Below are 19,784 nucleotides of genomic sequence, written 5' to 3' on the forward strand. Positions count from 1 at the left end.
CGAGGACTTAACCAAAGAAGTAAGAGACTCGGGCACGAACGGTCACGCACAGACCAACTTTCTTATCTAGTTTTGAGAGAACCGCGTTCTTTCAGTTAGTCACACATTGTCTGGTGGTTACGGCGAAGAGGTCACACCCGTTCCCATCCCGAACACGGAAGTTAAGCTTTTCAGCGCCGATGGTAGTAGGGGGCTTCCCCCTGTGAGAGTAGGTCGTCGCCGGGCAATGTATTATTCCACAGTAGCTCAGTTGGTAGAGCAATCGGCTGTTAACCGATCGGTCGCAAGTTCGAGTCTTGCCTGTGGAGCCTTATTTTTGTTCCAGGGAATATTACGTGCTACTGCTTCCATAGCTCAGTAGGTAGAGCACTTCCATGGTAAGGAAGAGGTCACCAGTTCGAATCTGGTTGGAAGCTTTTTAGAAAATGATATACCAAGGAGTTTAACGGTTTCCCGTTAGACTCCTTTTTTGTTCTGGTCAGCATTTGGTCACCGATTTTTGTATCCAAATTATTGAAGGTTAGGCCGAATTTCTTTAGACACTCATCAGTAGATTTTGAAGACGAAGGGAGTAATTCCTCCCAATTTTTAATGACTAAGCAATAAAATTTTGGGAAAGTCGAAAAAAGTTCACAAAAATAGGATCTTTCTCCACATATTTAGAAAACTATTCATAATTATTGTAATATACTAAATATATCATCTAGAAAGATAAAACTATAGATGCATCATATTAATGCTTCGTGTTTTGTGAGTAACTCACAATGACAACGGTTACATATTTTTGCACTTATTATTGCGATTTTATGTAATGAGAACGGAACTTCTGCTTATAAAAAAGAGGAAAGAAGGAATGTTTTATGAAAAGCTGGGGAATCAAAAAATTAGTAAGCTGTTTGACAGTAGTATCAGTTATAGGAGCGACTATTACAGCACCATTTAGTACGTTTACAAACGGAGTTCAGGCGGTACAGGATGTTCCAATCAAGCCAGATGAAACAACAGAGCAATATAATAATAGGCAAAAAGCAACGGGGAATTTATTAGAAAATCCTGCATTTCATTTTGATGCGGCGGACACGGATGTAGCAGGTTGGAAGCTGTTTAAAAATGAAACAGCCGTGATTGTGAATAATAAAGCTATCATGATGAGAAATGTAATTGATAGTGATGGAAATACATTAACGACGAATGAAAATATTAAATTAAAAAATGGTTTGCCGATTGGAGAAATTGGTGGTTATGTGAAAGCTGACAATGTGTTGATGATTGGGCAAACAATCGAGACCATTGCAGGACATGAGTATCAGATAGAGAGCAGTCATACGGGCGTTGATCAAATGGGGTATACGGTCTATAATGGGGCTAACATATATGCTGGTCGCAGAGCTTTGCTTAGTTCGTATTTGATGAATCCTGAGGGAGATACAAGACAAGTAGAATTTACAGCTGTATCTGATAAAACAAGCATTGGAAATCGCGTTTATTCTAACAAAAGCGAGGAGTGGCAAGAATTTAATATAAAAAACCTTAGGGTAGTAGATGTAACAGACTTAAATGAAGCGATTAGAATCGTAAAAGAGCTTTTTGAAAATGGGGATGTAGAAGGAATTATTAAAGAGACAACAGATGGAGAATCTATCCAAAATGCACAGAACAAAGTTAATGCTATCACAGATATAGTGAAAAAAGGGGAATTGCAGGCGAGTGTAGATGTGGCTAAAAATCAGCTAGGTAAAAGGGAGTTAGATCAGTATAATGCGCATATGAAGGAGATTGAGGCCAGAAAATTAGTAGATGAGCTATTTCTGAATAATGCTCCTTCTGCCAATGTCATTAAGGAGACAACCAAGCAAGAAGCAATAGATGAAGCTCAGAAGGCGATTAATGAAGTGGCTGATATTGCTAAAAAAATGGAATTGCAAGCCGATTTAGATAACGCTCAGGAGTTGCTAAACCAGCAAATGGCTGCACAATTGGAAAAAGAGAAGCAGGATGCTGCGACAAAAGCCGTGCAGGAACTGTTTGTGAATAATGATCCGTTGACGAACCAAGTTAAAGCGACAACGAATCAAGACACGATTGCGGAAGTTCAGAAGTTAGTAGATGGTGTGCGTGACGGGGCACTCAAAAAAGAGCTACAATCCTATCTTGATATTGCAAAGTCACTTTTAAATAAGCAGGATGAAATGCAGGGGGAAATAACGACACACGATTATGTCTTGGGTGTTGATCGTTATGTGACGGGGACATACGTAGGATATGTGTCATTTATCACAGTTACAATTGATGGTAAGGAGTACAGAGGTGGGACGGTGATCAATGGCGAATTTAAATTTTATACTTTTGATAAGATCCTATTTGCGACAAGTGAGGTTATCGTGAATGCCTACAATGCTTCGAATGAGTTGCTGGATACGAGGAGCGTAGTGCTGAAATCTAGTGTTGATTTGACGAAAGGGCACGTGACACCAGCTACTTTTACGATTGGGGATAAAAATATTACGGGGACATACGCGCATGATGTGAAATCATTTATTGTCACTGTCAATGGTACGAGTTATAAAGGTGGTACATTCCATGGTGAAAGTGAATTCAAATTCTATGTTCTAGATAAAATTAAAACGGTGGATGATATTGTGACTATTCAGGCTTTGGATAAGGCGAACAAAGTGCTAGATACGAAATCAGTGATGGTGAAAGCTGCGAATGTTACAACGAGTGGAGAGGTGACGCCAGGCATATTTACAATCGGTGATAAAAATCTTATAGGGACATATACGCATGACGTGAAATCAATTATTCTGACGGTAAATGGCGTGAATTATAAGGGCGGAACATTCCATAGTGATGGCACTTTTAAATTCTATGCTATCGATAAAATTAAGAAAGTCGGAGATATAGTTTCACTGGAAGCTTTTGATAAGTCTGGTAAATTGTTAGATACAAAAAACGTGATATTAAGTATGAAAACAGCTATTAAATAACTGATATTAGTGACTTGGCTAATACTCTTTACACAGCTTTTGGGCGCTTTACCTATGTATTGAAATGTGCTATCATGGAGACACCTTTGGTACTATATAGATGTTGAATGGAAACATACTGGAGGGTTAGTGTTTTGTGATATATGGAAAATTGCATTATGTAGCGGGATGGAAGGGGAATGTTGAAATGAGTGCACGTTTTAATCTTATGAAAGAAAATCCAGAAGTTTATGCATTGCTCGGTAAGCTTGATACGCTTGGACGGGAAAGTAGCATTCCGAAGAAGTTACAAGAATTGATTAAAGTTTATGCGTCGAGCTTGAACCACTGTGCGTTTTGTATTGATATGCATACGAAAGAAGCATTGGAGAATGGCGAAACAGTGCAACGTGTTATAGGTGTGAATGCTTGGCGTGAGGCTCCGTTTTATACGGATAAGGAACGCGTGGTTCTGGAACTGGTTGAGGAAGTAACTTTTATTCATCAGCACGGCGTTTCAGACAAGGTTTATGTGGAACTTGAGAAGTATTACAATGAGAAGGAAATTGGCGAGTTGTATTTGTTGATTACGACGATCAATGCATATAATAGACTTGGGGTTATGAGCCGTTTGCAACCAAAAGCCGATAAATGAAAAAATGGGGGGATTTACCGTTTTTAATGGTGAATCCTCTTTTTACTCTTTACCTTCTTTGCAAAATATGCTATCATAAAAGGTAGTCAAAATGAGGACGGTTTTAGGAGGAAAGAGCATGAATACAGCGTTAACAATTTTACTTGTAATTATATCTATATTGTTAATAATCGTAGTTGTTCTTCAACCAGGTAAGAGTAACGGGTTATCCGGAGCTATCTCTGGTGGAGCAGAAGAACTATTTGGTAAACAAAAGGCAAGAGGACTTGAGCGTATATTACATCGCACAACGATCGTTTTAGCGGTTATCTTCTTCGCAATATTGATTGCTTTAGGATTTTTCTTGTAATTTCAAAAGCAATGATGACTCCACCTAATTTTTTTGGGTGGAGCTTTTTGTTGATGGGGCTGTAGTGAGTATAGCCCTAAATGAGTGTGAGCGCAGGGAAACCATATTCAAAGCTTGATAAGTCTCTAGCACCTTCTTTTTGAAATTTAGATGCGGAGGCGGTACACTGGATGTAATGATATTTTTAGAATGAAGGGGATTTTTTGATATGAAGATGAAGGCGCCAGAGCCATTTTTATTTGAGACGGGAAAGCGTGCGGTATTGTTGTTGCATGGCTTTACGGGAAGTTCGGCGGATGTGCGGATGTTGGGGCGGTTTTTGCAGGATAATAATTATACGTGTTATGCGCCGCAGTATAAGGGGCATGGTGTGTCGCCTGATGTGCTTCTGACGACGGGACCTGATGATTGGTGGCAGGATGTGCTCGCGGCTTATGATCGCTTGAAATCGCTTGGCTACGAGGAGATTGCGGTGGCTGGGCTGTCGCTTGGTGGGCTTTTTTCGTTGAAGCTAGGGGTTAATCGGCCGCTTAAGGGAATTGTTGCGATGAGTACGCCGACGCGGATGGATAGTTCCTCGCCGATTATTCAGGGCTTTTTGGATTATGTGCGTAATTACAAGAAGTATGAGGGGAAGACGCCGGACGAGATCGATGCGGAGATGTTGGCATACAAGGATGCACCAATGGATACGATTGCAAAATTGAAGGATGAGATCGAGGACGTGATTCCGCAGATGGACATGATTTATGCGCCAATCATGGTTGTTCAAGGAAAAAAAGATCAGATGGTGGATGTAAATGGTGCGGAATTGATTTATAATAAGGTAGAGTCAGATCAAAAGGAACTGAAATGGTACGAGAATTCTGGACATGTTATTACGATCGATAAGGAAAAGGCGCAGTTGCAAGATGATATTTTGGCCTTTTTAGATACGCTGGATTGGCATGTTTAAGTTTTATGAAGAGAGAGGAGGGAAACAATGAAGAAAATAGAAGATAAGATTTTAGATTTTATGAAGGAATCACCGAAAAAGACGTTTTCACTGGATGATTTAGAGGTGGAGATGGCGTTGCAAGATGCGGATGATTTTAAGGCGATGGTGAAGTCGCTTGTTGCGATGGAGGATCGCGGGGATGTGATTCGGACGAAGAAGAACCGTTATGCTTTACCAGAGGAACTTGATTTTGTGAAAGGGACTTTCCGGGCACATGAGAAGGGGTTTGGATTTGTGCTTCCTGAGGAACAAGAGATGGATGATATTTTTATCCCGCCAACGCAGGTGAATAATGCGATGAATGGGGATATTGTTTTTGCTAATATTACGAAGATTAAGGGTGACAACTTAGCGGAGGGCTCCATTCACAAAATTGTGGAGCGGAAGACGTCGCAAATTGTTGGAACTTATATGGAGGATTTGATTGGGGACCCGATCGTGATTCCTGATGATAAACGTACATTTGGTCAGGTGGAGGTGGATCTTGAAAGTGGTCTGAAACCTGTGGATGGACATAAGGTGATCGTGGAATTGACGGATTATCCTGAGGGACGCAACCGTGCACGAGGGATTGTCAAAATGATTATTGGCCATCGTAATGATCCGGGTGTTGATATTCTATCGATTATTCATAAGCATGGGATTCCGATTGCGTTTCCGGATGAGGTGATGGAGCAGGCGAATGCGGTTCCGGCAGAGATTTCGGAAAGTGAGATTGGGGCGCGACGCGATTTGCGTGATGAGGTCATTGTTACGATTGATGGCGCGGATGCGAAGGATCTTGATGATGCGGTGACGGTGACGAAACTTCCCAATGGCAACTATAAATTAGGTGTACATATTGCGGATGTTAGTTCGTATGTGACGGAAGGTTCGGCGCTTGATCGTGAGGCATTTGATCGGGGAACGAGTGTCTACTTAGTGGACCGGGTTATTCCGATGATACCACATCGTCTGTCGAACGGGATTTGTTCGCTAAATCCGCATGTGGACCGTTTTACGATGTCTTGTGAGATGGAGATTGATGAGACGGGGACGGTTGTTTCGCATGAAATTTTTGAGAGTGTGATTAAGACTACGGAACGGATGACTTATTCGGATGTGAATGATATTTTAGTCTCTGAGGATGCGGACTTACGCGCGAAGTATGCCGCGATTGTCCCAATGCTTGAGGAGATGCATCATTTGTCGCGTATTCTGAATAAGAAACGGGACGCGCGTGGAGCCATTGATTTTGATTTTAAAGAGGCACGCATTGTGTGGATGATGAAGGTCGTCCAACGGGTGTTGTGACGCGGGAACGTTCGGCTGGTGAACGCCTGATTGAAGAATTTATGCTAGCGGCCAATGAGACTGTTGCGGAGCATTTTTTCTGGATGCAGGTACCGTTTATTTACCGTATTCATGAAAATCCGCGGGAAGAGAAGTTGCAACGTTTCTTCGAGTTTATTACGAACTTTGGCTTGATTGTGAAGGGAACGGCGAATGATGTTCATCCGCGGGCTTTGCAGCAAGTTTTGGAAGAAGTAAAAGGTAAGCCGGAGGAAATGGTGGTTTCGACGATTATGCTTCGTTCGATGCAACAAGCGAAGTATGATACGGCGAATTTAGGGCATTTCGGTTTGTCAACGGAATACTATACGCATTTCACGTCGCCGATTCGTCGGTATCCGGATTTAATCGTACACCGCCTGATTCGCGAGTATTTGATTCACGGGGATATTGATGAGGGTACGCTCGCAAAATGGGCTGAACGCCTTCCTGAGATCGCAGAGCACACTTCTAAAATGGAGCGTCGTGCGGTGGAGGCTGAACGTGAAACGGATGAGTTGAAGAAGACGGAGTATATGGTGGACAAGGTTGGTGAAATTTTTAAAGGGATTATTAGTTCGGTGACGAATTTTGGTCTGTTTATTGAATTGCCAAATACGATCGAGGGTCTTGTTCATGTGAGCACGATGAAGACGGACTACTACCAATTCCATCAAAATCAATTGGCGATGATCGGTGAGCGTACGGGCCAAGTTTATCGGATTGGTGATGAGGTCGAGGTCGAAGTAACGAAGGTTGATGTAGATCACCGCGAAATCGATTTTGCGCTTCGTAGTCCTGGTAAGGAGACGCCAGGCTTTAAGCGGAATAAGAAGCAGCTCGAAGTCTCGAAGTCGTTCAAGAAAAAGAAAAACCGCCCAAGTGGTGATAAAAAACGGAAGGATAAGGACTCGTCTAGCAAGAAGGAAAAGCAAGATAACGAATGGTCCGGCCAACCGAAGAAGAAAAAGAAAAAACCATTTTACCAAGGTGTGGCGAAGGGCACGAAGCCAAAGAAGCCGCGCCGTTAGAAGGGAAGATGTATCATGCCTAAAGGTGATGGACGTTTACTAGCGCAAAATAAGAAGGCGCGTCATGATTATGCGATTGAGGAGACTTTTGAAGCTGGGATTGTGCTTCAGGGAACGGAGATTAAGTCGGTCCGTAATGCACGCGTGAATTTGAAGGATGCGTATGCGCGAATTGATCGCGGTGAAATTTTTCTGCATAATATGCACATTAGTCCGTATGAGCAGGGAAATCGCTATAATCATGATCCGCTTCGGACGCGCAAGTTGTTGTTGCACAAGAAGCAGATTAGCAAGTTAATCGGTGAGACAAAAGAGGCGGGGTACTCGATTATTCCGCTGAAAATGTACATCAAGGATGGCTATGCTAAAGTGTTGATTGGTGTGGCGAAAGGTAAGAAGAAATATGATAAGCGTCAAGATTTGAAGAGCAAAGAAGCGAAGCGTGATGTGGAGCGGGCGTTTAAAGAAAGACAACGATAAGTTTCGGAGACTATTGTGGGTGAGATGCCGCTCGTGATTGGCTGTAATTTGCCATTTGTGAGCCTCTCGTGTATAATATTAGTTACTGTCACGTTTGGTGTTTCGCAAAAGGAAGCATTTTTCTCGTGGTACGCCGTTTGAGCGGCTATATCACGGGGACGTTACGGATTCGACAGGGATAGTTCGAGCTTGGATTGCGAGTCGGGGGGATCGGCCTCGTTACAAACGTCAAAGCCAATAATAACTGGCAAAACTAATAATAACCTAGCTTTCGCTGCCTAAGAACAGTCGATAGCTGATCCTCCGTGCATCGCCCATGTGCTACGGTAAGGGTCTCAAATGAAGTGGGATACGATTTCAAGTCTCCGTCTGGGGCTTGGAAGAAGAGATGAATCAGACTAGCTTTATGGAAGCCTGTTGTCGGGCTGATGTATATGCGAAATCCTAATACGACGACTACGCTCGTAGAAGTCTAAGTGCCGTTATTTCTGGACGTGGGTTCGACTCCCACCGTCTCCATTTTTGGAAGTTTAAAGAAGAATATTGTTTAGGAGGAAATCACTCTTGAGGCGTTGATATGAGACGCTTTAGGGGTGTTTTTTTTTTTATAAAAAGGATAGAAAATGATAGAAATGAAAAACTTTTGCCACGCTTTTTCAACTAACATCGTATAATTGTTCCATCACATCATCCACTAATCGTGATTCTTTTTGTTCAAGTTCATCAATTATATGACTATAGATTTGTAACGTAGTTATAATATCTTTGTGATCTAAACGTCTAGATATATATTTTATATTTATGCCCCTGTATAAAAGTATGGATGCATGAGAGTGTCGTAAACCATGACTTGTTATTGTTTCAACATTAATTTTACCGCAGAATTTTTTTAGTGTTTTGTTTAAGGCATGATTTGGTTATCACTTCTATATACAGTTTAAGGATGTTGTATCTCTTCAAAAAATATTTAATCATAAAGATCAAAAAGAAACATTAATTTATATTGGTATACAGCAGGATGAGTTAGACAGTAAGATGTTGAAGTTTAATTTGTAAATAGGTAATTGTTTATATAGAACTATGTTTGGTACAATTGGATACAGAGAGGTGTGTGAAAATATGAGTTTTGTATCAATTGTAGGAAATAAAAAATTTATTAATGTGGTGAGTGATCAGCTCGGAGGCACGAACCATCAAGACCCAATCGCGTGGTTAAAACAAAATGGTGTATCCATGACACAACTAAAAAAGGATTTGAAAGCTAAATATCGAGGGGATACCATTGTTTCACCAAGCACGCCCCCAGTGACAGAAACACCAAAACCAAACGTGCCAAGTAACATTGTGGTAGGTGCAAAAGTGAAGGTCTTGCCAAGTGCTAAAAAGTACGCTACGGGACAAGCTATTCCAGCCTTTATTAAAGGTAGCCAATACACAATTTTACAAACGAAAGCAGATCGCGTGCGACTCTCAGGGATTAACTCGTGGGTGTACAACCGAGATGTCGAGGTGATGAAGACAACAGTTGTACCACCTGTGACATCCAAAAAGGTCTATTTACCAGCTACAGCGAGCACATGGCGGATTTATGGACTTACGGTTAGTCCTGTTAAAGCGAACACGAAAGCCTTCTTAAAACCAGCAAAGTTTGGGGGATTAAGCTATACCATTCTAAAAAAACGTGGTTCGGATGTGTATGAAATCCAAACATCTCAGTTTGGAAGGGTGCAAATTTACGCTAGCTTAGCCACGGGTGCAACAATCAAATAAAAGAATGTGCAAAGCTCTTATCTTTTTTCAATAGATAGGGGCTTTTTTTATATGCAGAATATGGTATGATTGGAAGAAGAATATAACAATGTAAGGGCAAAAGATCAGGGCAACAAAATAATGCACTGAAAAGGAAAGCAACCAAAGATTTAAAAATGAAGAATGTCGGCAAGGAAATAGGCTGGGGAATAACTAAAATTCATCTTTAAAAACTTAGAAATAGAAAAGTATGAATAGATAAGCCATTGTGAAAAATAGATTATAAAAATTACTATTTTTCTGATTTCAAAACCTACAGAACCCTAATATTTTTCATATTTACGTAACATTTGACATATCAATGAAATCATTATATACTCAAAATTGTAAAATACAGAAAAAAAAAGAGAATGTATTATGTTGAAAGTATTGAGCAAAAAGAAAGTAAAAATGTTAGCGGTAGCAATGTCTTGTTCATTTGCATTTACAGTTGCATCCCCAGCTTTAAATGCCCATGCAGAAGAAAATTTGGAAGATGTAATGCTATCAGTAGAAACAAACCAATTCGATGTGGATGCCTCCCAAGCAATTTCTGAAATTGATAGTGTAGGGGTAGAAGAGATTGTAAGCGAAGATGCACCAACCACCTCAAACGTCCAACTACTTAGAGCAGCAGCTTATAAAAATAAGACTTATTCTTATAAAAGAGGTGGCTTTGCTGCGTGGTGTAGAGATAATATAAGTTATAAATATAATGGAGTTACAGTGTCGGAAAATAGTAAGTGGCAAGAAGCTGGCTATATTTTCCCAAATATTATTTCAAAAAAAGGAATCAAAATCGTTGCCACTGGTACAGGATACAGGGATTATAGAGGCACAAAAACATATAAAATTGGAACGCCAAGTCCGTGGGGAGATTTTGCCTTCAGCGCATTTGATAAAACAGATCAATACAGAGTGAAATCCAACGGCTCTGGTTATCTGAAATAAAAAGGTTTTAAGGTTCGATTAAGTGAGGCAGTTGCAATGTGTATTCTTAAATTTGCAACTGCACTACTTTTTAAAATATTGATTAGTGGAGTGGTAAAATGCTAGAAATTATTAATTTAGAAAAGCATTATAAGAATAAAAAAATATTAGCAGGTTTTAATTTAAAACTTGATTCCAAAGGTATTATTTTTTTTCTAGGGAAAAATGGAGCTGGAAAGACCACTTTTTTTAATTGTATTATGGGTTTTGAAGATTACTTAGGTGAGATTATCAAGCCTGTAAACATTGCAGCCGTTTTTGATGAGTCACAATTGTATAGCAATTTAAATGCATATGATAATATAAAATTATTGGTTGGAAGAGATTTAGAACAAGAGGAGCGGGTATTGCTACTGAAGTACATAGATGATAGCGTGCTAGATAGAAAAATAGGATCGTATTCACTAGGGCAAAAAAAGATTCTATCTATTTTTATTGCCATATTTACAAAGCCAGAAATGCTAATATTGGATGAAGTATCTAATGGTTTGGATTATGAAACGGCAAAGAAAGTTAAAAATTTGTTAATATCATGCAAAGATAAAATGCTTGTTTTAGTATGTGGGCATCAATTTGATTTTTATAATCAAATCTTGGATGAAGTTTTTGTAATAAATGATATGCAACTAATTCATGTTGATATAAATAAGTTTACAGATTTGGAGAGCGTATATGAAAAGTATGTGGGCTAGTGTAAAGATGCAATTATTTTATCAATGGAAGGCAAAATATCTTATTTCATTATTTATATCTCTTATTGTGATGTGTGTATTTTCTAGCTATACACAATACAGTTCGCTCCATCAAAAAGAAAATCGATTTGATATAACAATGGAGACGTATGAACAAGATGGAATTACCTTGAAGCAGGCACTTTCAGAGGAGTTGAAGATTAAGAAGGATGGTAATTCGGAAGAGATAAGCAATGCATTAAAATATGATTATTACCGTGTTATCGCGGCAAAAGTAGCATTAAACCCCTTAAATGCGCCCAATCAAATTTTTACATCTATTGCAATTATAATCTTACCCATTCTTTTTGGAGTATATAGCTGTCATGTTGCCTTTTTTGATTTTAAATATAGAACGATTAAAAATCAGTTATTATTAAGAGGTTATAAATCTTTCTATTTTAGTAAGCTTATATCTATTGCGATTGTTGCTGTCGCTACTGCTCTGATTACAATACTGCTTTCGATAGGAGTACAGTATTTATTTAATTTATTAGCAGGTGTTCAGCCTAATACAAGTGTGAACTATTTGTCGAAACTACCCTTACAGTTTTTTTATCAGTCATTAGTTTTTATTTTATTTGGAACTTTTTTTCTTCACACTAACCATTCTGATTCGTTCAACGTTAGTAAGCATAGTCATGTTATTTTTATACATGTTTATTGTACCAAATTTGGGCGGTTATGATCTGAAAAACTTGATGCTTCTTACAATATCTAAAATATACAATACCTCAGCCTCAACAATGGAAGTGGTATCAGGAGTGAATACAAATATTATAGCTGGTTACTTGATTGTTATAACTGTGTGTATTGTGTTTACAATTATTTCTTACAAGTGGAATGAAAAAAGGTTATGTCCTAAACTTTGAATCGGATAATATTGGAATGATTTCCACTAAGTTGCTGCAAGAATGTATGACTATGTTGAATGATTGAAAATATAGAAAGCTAGGCATCTTGCCTAAAGCATCTGATGCAAGTGGAATTGGATTAATTGAGAATTATAAAAAGCAGTTATTAAAGAAAAAGCAGTGCTAAAATCATTTGCCACAAATTTGCCACAAGAGTGATTTATGGGATAGTACAACCATTGGTACGAGTACCTTTGATGAACGGGTTATACGGTCACCGTCTCCATAAAACAGGGAATATGAAGAAATTCCTAGAAAACACCTCAAAAATTAGATGTTCGGTCTAACTTTTGAGGTGTTTTACTGTATGCAGCGCTAATGTGATTGTTTAAATGAAAAAATAAGTATTTACAACGTATTCCAAACATGGTATTATAGTTCAAGTAATCAAGGTTTACCAGTTCGGATCAGATGATTCATAACAGGCTACTAGTTTCAACCTGATTAGTAATTAAATATAGTCTGGTGGTTATTGCGAGAAGGTCACACCCGTTCCCATCCCGAACACGGAAGTTAAGTTTCTCAGCGTCGATGGTAGTAGGGGCTTCCCCCTGTGAGAGTAGATCGTTGCCAGGCAAAGTTGCATAATAGTCTATGAAATCGTAACGGATTTGTAGGCTATTTTTTTGTGATTTAAAAATGGGAATGGAGATGGCGAATTGGATTTAGTTAGTATTAAAAATATTCGTATTGCAAACTCCGGTTTAGGCAATGCTTTTGGATCAGTGAATGAGTGTGTGGAGGCGCTGATTGGTATACAGGCACAGTATCAGCAGTTTGGTGAGATTAGTCTGTTTCATCGGCTGGGTGAATTGGATAAGGATATTTTAAAAGGGAAATATGATGATAACGAAATCATTAAGTTGTGGGGACAGCGAACAACCGTGCATCTTTATATTCCTGAAGATTGGAAAAACTTAAGCGCGATTTATGCGCCGAGAAGGACGTGGGTTCGAAAACATTGTGAGGAATTGGGGGTGGATCTCGATCTTCTTTTGGAGCAAATGGATAGTCTTGGGAAATCGAAGCGCTTTGTCCCGAAAGAAGAATTGGCGGATTTGATGGGAGATCAAGCTAAGAAATTGATGACTTGGGGTGGCGTTTTGATTGAAGCTTCTTTGAGGGGGCAAATATATGCTGTGCCGGAGAGTCCAAAAACGCGTTTTATGCGCATAGGGAGTGGATCGATGACGCGTCGCTTGCAGCATGGCAAGAGAGTATAGACAAGTCCGCGATTGATCGATTTTTGTATCGGTATTTTTCTTGCTACGGGCCGGCTACGTTAGAGGATTTCAAGCATTGGAGCGGCTTGCCAAATTATGCTTTCTTGGACGCTTTTAAAAGGATGGAAGGGAACTTGGAGCGGTTTGAGGTTGCTGGGAAAATGTATTATATTCCTGAGGAGGCGCTTTATTTGGAGCGACAAAATGTGATTTCTCAGGTGAAATTGTTGGGGAAATTTGATCCGCTTTTTGTGAGTTATGCGGACAAGGGCTGGTTTGCGGATGCTATGTATCAAAAGGAAATCTGGCGAACGGCGGGACATATCGAGGCGGTGATCTTGATTGATGGGGAGATTCGTGGGACTTGGAGATACTTGATCAAAGGAACGAAGATTCAGTTTACTTGCTATTGTTTTAGTCGGATTTCTGTACGTGATCGGAAAAGAATCGCGCTTGAGGCAGAGCGGTTAGCATTATTCCTCCAGAAAGATTTAGCAGGTATCAAATACGAATAAAAACACAATCAGACTCCACTGCTAAGAATGCTGATTGTGTGATGGTTTTATAAAAATGGATTTTCTGACCAGTACTGGAGTGGTAATTCCATGCGTACCGTTTTGTTTGGGTCGACAACTTGGCAGATTCGAAGGTCGCCGGCTAGTGATAATAGCATGATGGCATCAGTAGCTGTAATTGTGCTTGTATCTACTAAAAGTTGTACCATGTTTTTAGTTGCTATTCGACTGGCATCGTCGAGCGTTGGAGCGGAAGCAATCGTGATGATCTTATCTTCGCTAATGAGGCTCGGTTGTTGGCCATTTTTTATTTTTTACAACTTGGAGGCGGATCGTGACTTGGCTAGCCATTTCTGCGCCTGAAACAGATACTTCTCCATCGGCCATTGCGGCATGGACGTCACCAAGAGCGAGAAGGGCGCCAGAGACGTTAACAGGAAGGAATAATGTTACGCCTTCTTTAATTTCCTTGCAGTCCATATTGCCTCCGTGTGCGTCTGGTGTGCCACAGGAAATCGGATCACCAACTGGTGCTGTGCCGATAACGCCGATCATTTTGTTTAATGGAATAGCAATATCGCTTGCAAAAATAAGTTTGTCATTTAGAATTGGAAGGCGTCGGATGGTATTGTTTGTCAATTCATCACCAAGTACGCCTAGGCCAGGGCCCGTTAGCATGGTCGCTTTTCCAATTAATTGAATTTTCTCTATAGTAACAGCCAGAATATCACCAGGCTCTGCGTCATTTATAAAAATGGGGCCAGTTGCTGGATTTATTTTGTTCCAATCAAGTTGATGGAAAGGCTGATCTTCCGTTTTAATTTGGTTTTCAAAGCAGTCAAAGGTTTCAACGGTAATTACTGCGCCGTTATCGACTGTCATACTCGGTTTGGTATTCTTATCCATCGCATAAATAACGTGTTGTTTCATCACAGGATGCATTTAATTTTCTCCTTTCTTTTTTAATGGTAGTACTTCAAGCAATAAGAAATAATTATATTATTTGATTACTTTGATAAAGTATAGCATCTCCGTAAATTGATGTACATGGACATATTGTGAACAGTTTGAGTCAGATTGTTTGCTTTTCTCCATTTTTTTGGTTAGAGGGCCAGGAGAAGTTTGGAAATATTGGAGTGATGCCGTTTCTGAGTTCTTCTTTGCAGGTTTTAAAATGAGAAAAACGTGAAAACAAGCTTGATTTTAGTCCTATTTTTTTGTCTGTAGTAGTCTGGATAGGGATCAATCATAATGAGTGCGCTTGCGATGGTCAACCGCATTAAAAATTCCTCATTCTTTATTTGAACACTCCTTCACTACGTCTGTTTAGGCCTTTTTGAGAGATTTTGAAAATGATTGCGATTGGGAACGCTAGGAAAACCATTCTTTGCGTGAGGTGTTTTTTTGTACTATAATAGGCAGAGAATAGGATCGTGTGAGAGTGAGGTGGGCGTGGTGTCGGAGGATTTTGTGAAATTAGATCACGTGAGTTATAAATATGAGGATGAAGATAATTTTGCGGTGAACGATGTTTCTTTTACGGTAAAAAGGGGCGAATGGTTGGCGCTCGTCGGGCATAATGGCTCAGGGAAGTCGACGATTGCAAAATTGCTAAATGGGCTTTTGTTTCCAACGGATGGTTTGGTGAAAATCGGCCATTTCAAACTGGGGGAAAAAACGATTTGGGAAATTAGAAAACAGATTGGCATGGTATTTCAGAATCCGGATAACCAATTTGTTGGGGCAACGGTGCAAGATGATGTGGCTTTTGGACTTGAGAATCATGGTGTACCGCATGAGTTGATGGTGGAGCGTGTGGAGAGTGCACTAGATGAGGTTGGCATGCAAGGTTACGCATTACACGAGCCGTCGCGTCTTTCAGGCGGTCAGAAACAGCGTGTGGCGATTGCAGGGGTACTTGCTTTGCAACCAGATGTGATTATTTTAGATGAGGCGACGTCGATGCTTGATCCGCGAGGCCGGGCTGAGGTGATGGAAACGATTCGCGTGATGCGGGAGCGCGAGGCCATTACGGTGATTTCCATTACGCATGATTTGGATGAGGTCGTTCTGGCTGACCGGGTAATCGTGATGAATAAGGGGTCGCTACATATTGAAGGCACGCCAAAAGAAGTTTTTGCGCAGGCGGATGAAATGCGTCGGATCGGACTGGGCGTCCCTTTTATAACCTTGCTACAGGAAAATTTAGAGCAATCAGGAGTCACACTCGCAGATCGAAGCTTGATGGAAGGGGCGTTGATGGATCAATTATGGACATTACATTCGAACAAGTAGGTTTTTGTTATCAGAAAAATTCTCCCTTTGAGACGCGCGCACTTCAACATGTGGATGTGGCAATCGATTCGGGAAGTTATACGGCGATTATCGGGCATACTGGCTCTGGGAAATCAACGTTGCTGCAACATTTGAATGCCTTGTTATTGCCAACAGAAGGAACAGTGACGCTCGGTGATCGTGTGATTAAGGCTGGCGAGAAACAAAAAGGATTACGTGAGCTACGTAAGCGTGTGGGAATTGTATTTCAGTTTCCAGAGGCACAGCTATTTGAGGAAACGGTGGAAAAGGACATTTGTTTTGGTCCGCTGAATTTTGGTGTGCCAGAGGAGGAAGCTAAAGCACGAGCGCGCAAGGTGATCGTGGAGGTTGGATTGACAGAGGAAATTTTGATGCGTTCACCGTTTGAACTTTCTGGTGGTCAGATGCGTCGGGTGGCCATTGCGGGCGTTTTGGCGATGGATCCGCAGGTATTGGTGCTTGATGAACCGACGGCGGGGCTTGATCCAAATGGGCGCAAGGAGATCATGGAAATGTTTGCAGCGCTGCACCGGACGAAGGGATTGACGACAGTTCTTGTGACGCACAGTATGGAGGACGCGGCGACCTATGCGGAAAAAGTGGTGCTGATGAAAGGCGGAACGGTGGAGCAAGTTTCGACGCCGAGAGAGCTTTTTAGTAATCCGGATAAATTGACGGATTTGGGGCTATCGGTTCCGGATGTGGTGCATTTTCAACGCCATTTTGAACAACGGTTTGCCGTGAAGTTTGGCAAGACGTGTTTAACGATCGATGAATTGGTGGGCGAAATGGTTCCGCATCTCGGGAAGGGTGTGGCGAGCGAATGATGGAGAAAATGATTCTCGGTCGGTTTATCCCCGGCGAATCATGGTTGCATAGGCTCGATCCGCGGGCTAAGATTACAGCGGTGATGTATTTTATAGTGATTGTATTTTTAGCAAATAACTGGCTTACATATGCGTTATTATTTGTGTTTGTACTCAGTTTATTATTTGCGTCACGTGTGCCATTTATGTTCTTTATTAAAGGACTGCAACCGGTGTTTTGGTTGATTATTTTGACGTTGCTGTTGCAAGTGTTTTTTACGCAGGGTGGGACAACGTATTTTGAATGGGGACCGGTTCATGTGACGAGTCTTGGCTTGATGAATGGGGCGATGATTTTTGCGCGGTTCGTGTTGATCATTTTTATGACAACGTTGCTGACGCTTACGACGAGTCCGATTGAGCTGACGGATGGGATTGAAAGCATGCTAGCATTATTGCGATATGTTCGTTTTCCAGTGCATGAGTTGGCGCTGATGCTTAGTATTGCACTCCGCTTTATTCCCACATTGATGGACGAGACGGAAAAAATTATGAAGGCACAGAAAGCACGAGGTGTGGAGTTTTCTAGCGGGCCAATCAAGGAGCGGATGAAGGCGATTGTGCCGCTACTCGTGCCGCTATTTATCAGTGCTTTTAAACGGGCAGAGGATTTGGCGATTGCGATGGAAGCACGCGGATATCGTGGTGGTAAGGGCAGGACGAAGTTTAGACTACTTGCGTGGCGGTTTTCGGATACATTTTTGTTAGTGATGATGTTTGTTGTGACGGCAATGTTGGTTTGGCTGCGATCATAAGAAGAGGTGTGACAAATGAAGCGATTTAAGGCAGTGATTCAGTATGACGGTACGGAGTTTGTGGGATACCAGATTCAGCCAAATGGGCGAACGGTGCAAGAGGAAATTGAAAAAGCGTTGTTGCGGATGCATAAGGGTGACGTGGTGAAAATCGTTGGGTCTGGACGGACGGATACGGGGGTTCATGCAAAAGGACAGGTGATTCATTTCGACTCGCCGCTTGCGATTCCGCCTGCAAAATATCGAAAGGCACTGCAAACGTTCACGCCGTATGATATTAGTATCGTGTCTGTAGAGGAAGTAGATGCTGATTTTCATGCGCGTTTTGGGACAGCTGGGAAGGAATATCGATATTTTGTGCAGCGTTCGGAGTTTTTTGATCCGTTTGCCCGTCATTTCTCGCTACACTTTCCTTATAAATTAGATGTTTCGCGGATGCGTGAGGCAGCGGATGTTCTGACTGGTGAGCATGATTTTACAAGTTTTTGTGCCGCGGGGTCGAGTCGTGAGAATAAGGTTCGGACGGTTTATGCGATTGAGATTATCGAAGAAGGCGATACGCTTATTTTCTCTTTTAAAGGAAATGGTTTTTTGTATAATATGGTGCGGATTCTAGTAGGCACGTTACTCGATGTCGGAAATGATCGGTTGACGGTGGCGCAAGTCAAAGCAAATTTAGAGGCACGCGACCGGACGCAAGGTGCAAAAACTGCGCCACCACAAGGACTTTACTTATGGGAGGTTTACTATAAGTAATATCAAGCGTTTTAGGTGAATAACGTTCCAATCTAAACCCATTTGAAAAAAAAATAACCAATCGCATTGACTTTTTACGGTAAAGACTGTATTATTGACTATGGTATTGTTTGCCCCACAATAAGCCCCGGAAAGTTTGTTGTGTTGAACAAAACAATGGAAATTTAAAACAAATCGAAAAGCAGATCGTGGGCTATGGAACAGTTTACAGATCGCATTTTTCTTAAAATCTAGGAGGGAAAATTATGCGTACGACTTATATGGCAAAAACAGGCGAAGTACAACGTAATTGGTATGTTATTGATGCCACTGATATTCCGCTTGGCCGTTTATCTAGTGAAGTAGCTTCAATCTTACGTGGTAAAATCAAGCCACAATTTACTCCTCATGTTGATACAGGGGACTTCGTAATTATTATCAATGCAGGCAAAATTGCTTTAACTGGTAAGAAAGCAACTGACAAAATCTACTACCGTCACTCTCAATATCCAGGCGGTTTGAAATCACGTACAGCGGGCGACCTACGTACGAACAATCCAGAGAGATTACTTGAGCTTTCTATCAAAGGAATGCTTCCAAAGAACTCTTTAGGACGTCAAATTTTCAAGAAATTACACGTTTATGGTGGCGCTGAGCACGAACATGCAGCACAAAAACCAGAAGTGTATCAATTACGCGGATAATTAGAAGAGGAGGGAAATATAGTGGCTCAAGTACAATATTATGGAACAGGTCGTCGTAAAAGCTCAGTAGCTCGTGTACGTTTAGTACCAGGCGATGGCAAAGTAGTTATAAACGGTAGAGATTGGGAAGATTACATTCCATTCGCGGCTCTTCGCGAAGTTATTAAACAACCATTAGTTGCGACTGAAACTCTAGGAAACTATGATGTTTTAGTAAACGTAAACGGTGGTGGTTATACTGGTCAAGCTGGCGCAATCCGTCACGGTATTTCACGTGCATTGCTACAAGTTGCACCAGATTACCGTTCTCCACTCAAACGTGCAGGTCTATTAACTCGTGACCCACGTATGAAAGAACGTAAGAAACCAGGTCTTAAAGGCGCACGTCGTGCACCTCAATTCTCAAAACGTTAATATATTTTTATATATCGACATTCAAAAAGGCACTTTCCAAGTAA

At 41.0% G+C, this 19,784-nt stretch carries 17 protein-coding genes, 2 tRNA genes, 2 rRNA genes, 1 other RNA gene and 4 pseudogenes; 24 read left to right on the forward strand and 2 right to left on the reverse strand.

Features of this window, described 5'->3' with window-relative positions:
* Positions 1 to 109 precede the first annotated feature (109 nt).
* The 10 genes and pseudogenes from rrf (PGRAN_RS05250) to ssrA all read left to right on the forward strand — a co-directional run bounded on the left by rrf (PGRAN_RS05250) (position 110) and on the right by ssrA (position 8,311).
* Positions 110 to 225 (forward strand): 5S ribosomal RNA (rrf, locus tag PGRAN_RS05250).
* Positions 226 to 235: 10 nt separating this feature from the next.
* Positions 236 to 308, forward strand: a tRNA-Asn gene (locus PGRAN_RS05255).
* 35 nt (positions 309 to 343) lie between these two features.
* A tRNA-Thr gene (locus PGRAN_RS05260) sits at positions 344 to 416 on the forward strand.
* Positions 417 to 860: 444 nt separating this feature from the next.
* The gene (locus PGRAN_RS05265; RefSeq protein ID WP_036065737.1) at positions 861 to 2,987 is read left to right on the forward strand and encodes an immunoglobulin-like domain-containing protein; all 2,127 of its coding nucleotides are present in this window, start codon (positions 861 to 863) and stop codon (positions 2,985 to 2,987) included.
* Positions 2,988 to 3,174: 187 nt separating this feature from the next.
* On the forward strand, positions 3,175 to 3,621 hold the full coding sequence (locus tag PGRAN_RS05270; protein ID WP_036065872.1) for a carboxymuconolactone decarboxylase family protein: 447 nt from the start codon (positions 3,175 to 3,177) through the stop codon (positions 3,619 to 3,621).
* Between the two features lie 118 nt (positions 3,622 to 3,739).
* Positions 3,740 to 3,970, forward strand: a complete 231-nt coding sequence (secG, locus tag PGRAN_RS05275; protein ID WP_036065738.1) for a preprotein translocase subunit SecG — start codon at positions 3,740 to 3,742, stop codon at positions 3,968 to 3,970.
* Between the two features lie 208 nt (positions 3,971 to 4,178).
* A complete protein-coding gene (locus PGRAN_RS05280; RefSeq protein ID WP_036065740.1) occupies positions 4,179 to 4,925 on the forward strand; it encodes an alpha/beta hydrolase in 747 nt (248 codons plus the stop codon).
* 27 nt (positions 4,926 to 4,952) lie between these two features.
* Positions 4,953 to 7,309 (forward strand): annotated as a pseudogene (gene rnr / locus PGRAN_RS05285) (ribonuclease R).
* Between the two features lie 15 nt (positions 7,310 to 7,324).
* Positions 7,325 to 7,789: an SsrA-binding protein SmpB gene (gene smpB, locus PGRAN_RS05290; protein WP_036063106.1), complete on the forward strand. Its 465-nt coding sequence runs from the start codon at positions 7,325 to 7,327 to the stop codon at positions 7,787 to 7,789.
* Positions 7,790 to 7,943: 154 nt separating this feature from the next.
* Positions 7,944 to 8,311: a transfer-messenger RNA gene (gene ssrA / locus PGRAN_RS15990) on the forward strand.
* A gap of 134 nt (positions 8,312 to 8,445) precedes the next feature.
* On the opposite strand, the pseudogene PGRAN_RS16205 reads toward ssrA, so the two are convergent.
* A pseudogene (locus PGRAN_RS16205) lies at positions 8,446 to 8,703 on the reverse strand (tyrosine-type recombinase/integrase); the annotation flags it as partial.
* Between PGRAN_RS16205 and PGRAN_RS17210 the strand changes: the two are divergent.
* The 8 genes and pseudogenes from PGRAN_RS17210 to PGRAN_RS16220 all read left to right on the forward strand — a co-directional run.
* Positions 8,702 to 8,845 (forward strand): annotated as a pseudogene (locus PGRAN_RS17210) (site-specific integrase); the annotation flags it as partial. The pseudogenes PGRAN_RS16205 and PGRAN_RS17210 sit on opposite strands and share 2 nt — an antisense overlap.
* A 63-nt stretch (positions 8,846 to 8,908) precedes the next feature.
* Positions 8,909 to 9,559 (forward strand): hypothetical protein, encoded by a 651-nt coding sequence (locus PGRAN_RS05295; protein WP_036065741.1) that lies wholly within the window; start codon positions 8,909 to 8,911, stop codon positions 9,557 to 9,559.
* A gap of 396 nt (positions 9,560 to 9,955) precedes the next feature.
* Positions 9,956 to 10,528, forward strand: coding sequence for a hypothetical protein (locus PGRAN_RS15535; protein WP_051998430.1), 573 nt, complete (start codon positions 9,956 to 9,958; stop codon positions 10,526 to 10,528).
* A 98-nt stretch (positions 10,529 to 10,626) separates the two neighbouring features.
* A complete protein-coding gene (locus PGRAN_RS05305) occupies positions 10,627 to 11,259 on the forward strand; it encodes an ATP-binding cassette domain-containing protein (protein WP_036065742.1) in 633 nt (210 codons plus the stop codon).
* Positions 11,240 to 11,986 carry an ABC-2 transporter permease gene (locus PGRAN_RS05310; protein ID WP_036065743.1) on the forward strand — a complete coding sequence of 249 codons (747 nt, stop codon included), beginning with the start codon at positions 11,240 to 11,242 and terminating at the stop codon, positions 11,984 to 11,986. Before PGRAN_RS05305 ends, PGRAN_RS05310 begins: the two co-directional genes overlap by 20 nt.
* A gap of 687 nt (positions 11,987 to 12,673) precedes the next feature.
* Positions 12,674 to 12,788: ribosomal RNA gene (gene rrf / locus PGRAN_RS05315) — 5S ribosomal RNA — on the forward strand.
* An 83-nt stretch (positions 12,789 to 12,871) separates the two neighbouring features.
* Positions 12,872 to 13,435: a DNA glycosylase AlkZ-like family protein gene (locus PGRAN_RS16215; protein WP_051998431.1), complete on the forward strand. Its 564-nt coding sequence runs from the start codon at positions 12,872 to 12,874 to the stop codon at positions 13,433 to 13,435.
* A 23-nt stretch (positions 13,436 to 13,458) separates the two neighbouring features.
* A complete protein-coding gene (locus tag PGRAN_RS16220) occupies positions 13,459 to 13,950 on the forward strand; it encodes a DNA glycosylase AlkZ-like family protein (protein WP_051998432.1) in 492 nt (163 codons plus the stop codon).
* A 47-nt stretch (positions 13,951 to 13,997) separates the two neighbouring features.
* On the opposite strand, the pseudogene PGRAN_RS05325 reads toward PGRAN_RS16220, so the two are convergent.
* Positions 13,998 to 14,892 (reverse strand): annotated as a pseudogene (locus tag PGRAN_RS05325) (acetamidase/formamidase family protein).
* A gap of 513 nt (positions 14,893 to 15,405) precedes the next feature.
* Between PGRAN_RS05325 and PGRAN_RS05330 the strand changes: the two are divergent.
* The 6 genes from PGRAN_RS05330 (at position 15,406) to rpsI (ending at position 19,740) form a co-directional block, all read left to right on the forward strand.
* Complete coding sequence (locus tag PGRAN_RS05330; protein ID WP_036065745.1) at positions 15,406 to 16,245, forward strand: energy-coupling factor ABC transporter ATP-binding protein; 840 nt, start codon at positions 15,406 to 15,408, stop codon at positions 16,243 to 16,245.
* Positions 16,221 to 17,093, forward strand: coding sequence for an energy-coupling factor ABC transporter ATP-binding protein (locus PGRAN_RS05335; RefSeq protein ID WP_036065746.1), 873 nt, complete (start codon positions 16,221 to 16,223; stop codon positions 17,091 to 17,093). The genes PGRAN_RS05330 and PGRAN_RS05335 overlap by 25 nt, the downstream gene beginning before the upstream one ends.
* Complete coding sequence (locus tag PGRAN_RS05340) at positions 17,090 to 17,887, forward strand: energy-coupling factor transporter transmembrane component T family protein (protein ID WP_036065747.1); 798 nt, start codon at positions 17,090 to 17,092, stop codon at positions 17,885 to 17,887. The genes PGRAN_RS05335 and PGRAN_RS05340 overlap by 4 nt, the downstream gene beginning before the upstream one ends.
* Before the next feature lie 15 nt (positions 17,888 to 17,902).
* Positions 17,903 to 18,643 carry a tRNA pseudouridine(38-40) synthase TruA gene (gene truA, locus PGRAN_RS05345; RefSeq protein WP_036065748.1) on the forward strand — a complete coding sequence of 247 codons (741 nt, stop codon included), beginning with the start codon at positions 17,903 to 17,905 and terminating at the stop codon, positions 18,641 to 18,643.
* Positions 18,644 to 18,888: 245 nt separating this feature from the next.
* Entirely contained in the window at positions 18,889 to 19,326 is a 438-nt protein-coding gene (gene rplM / locus PGRAN_RS05350; RefSeq protein WP_036065750.1) for a 50S ribosomal protein L13, read from the forward strand.
* A 21-nt stretch (positions 19,327 to 19,347) separates the two neighbouring features.
* Positions 19,348 to 19,740 (forward strand): 30S ribosomal protein S9, encoded by a 393-nt coding sequence (gene rpsI, locus PGRAN_RS05355; RefSeq protein ID WP_036065752.1) that lies wholly within the window; start codon positions 19,348 to 19,350, stop codon positions 19,738 to 19,740.
* Positions 19,741 to 19,784 lie beyond the last annotated feature (44 nt).

It is taken from the genome of Listeria grandensis FSL F6-0971 (assembly GCF_000525835.1).
GTDB lineage: Bacteria > Bacillota > Bacilli > Lactobacillales > Listeriaceae > Listeria_A > Listeria_A grandensis.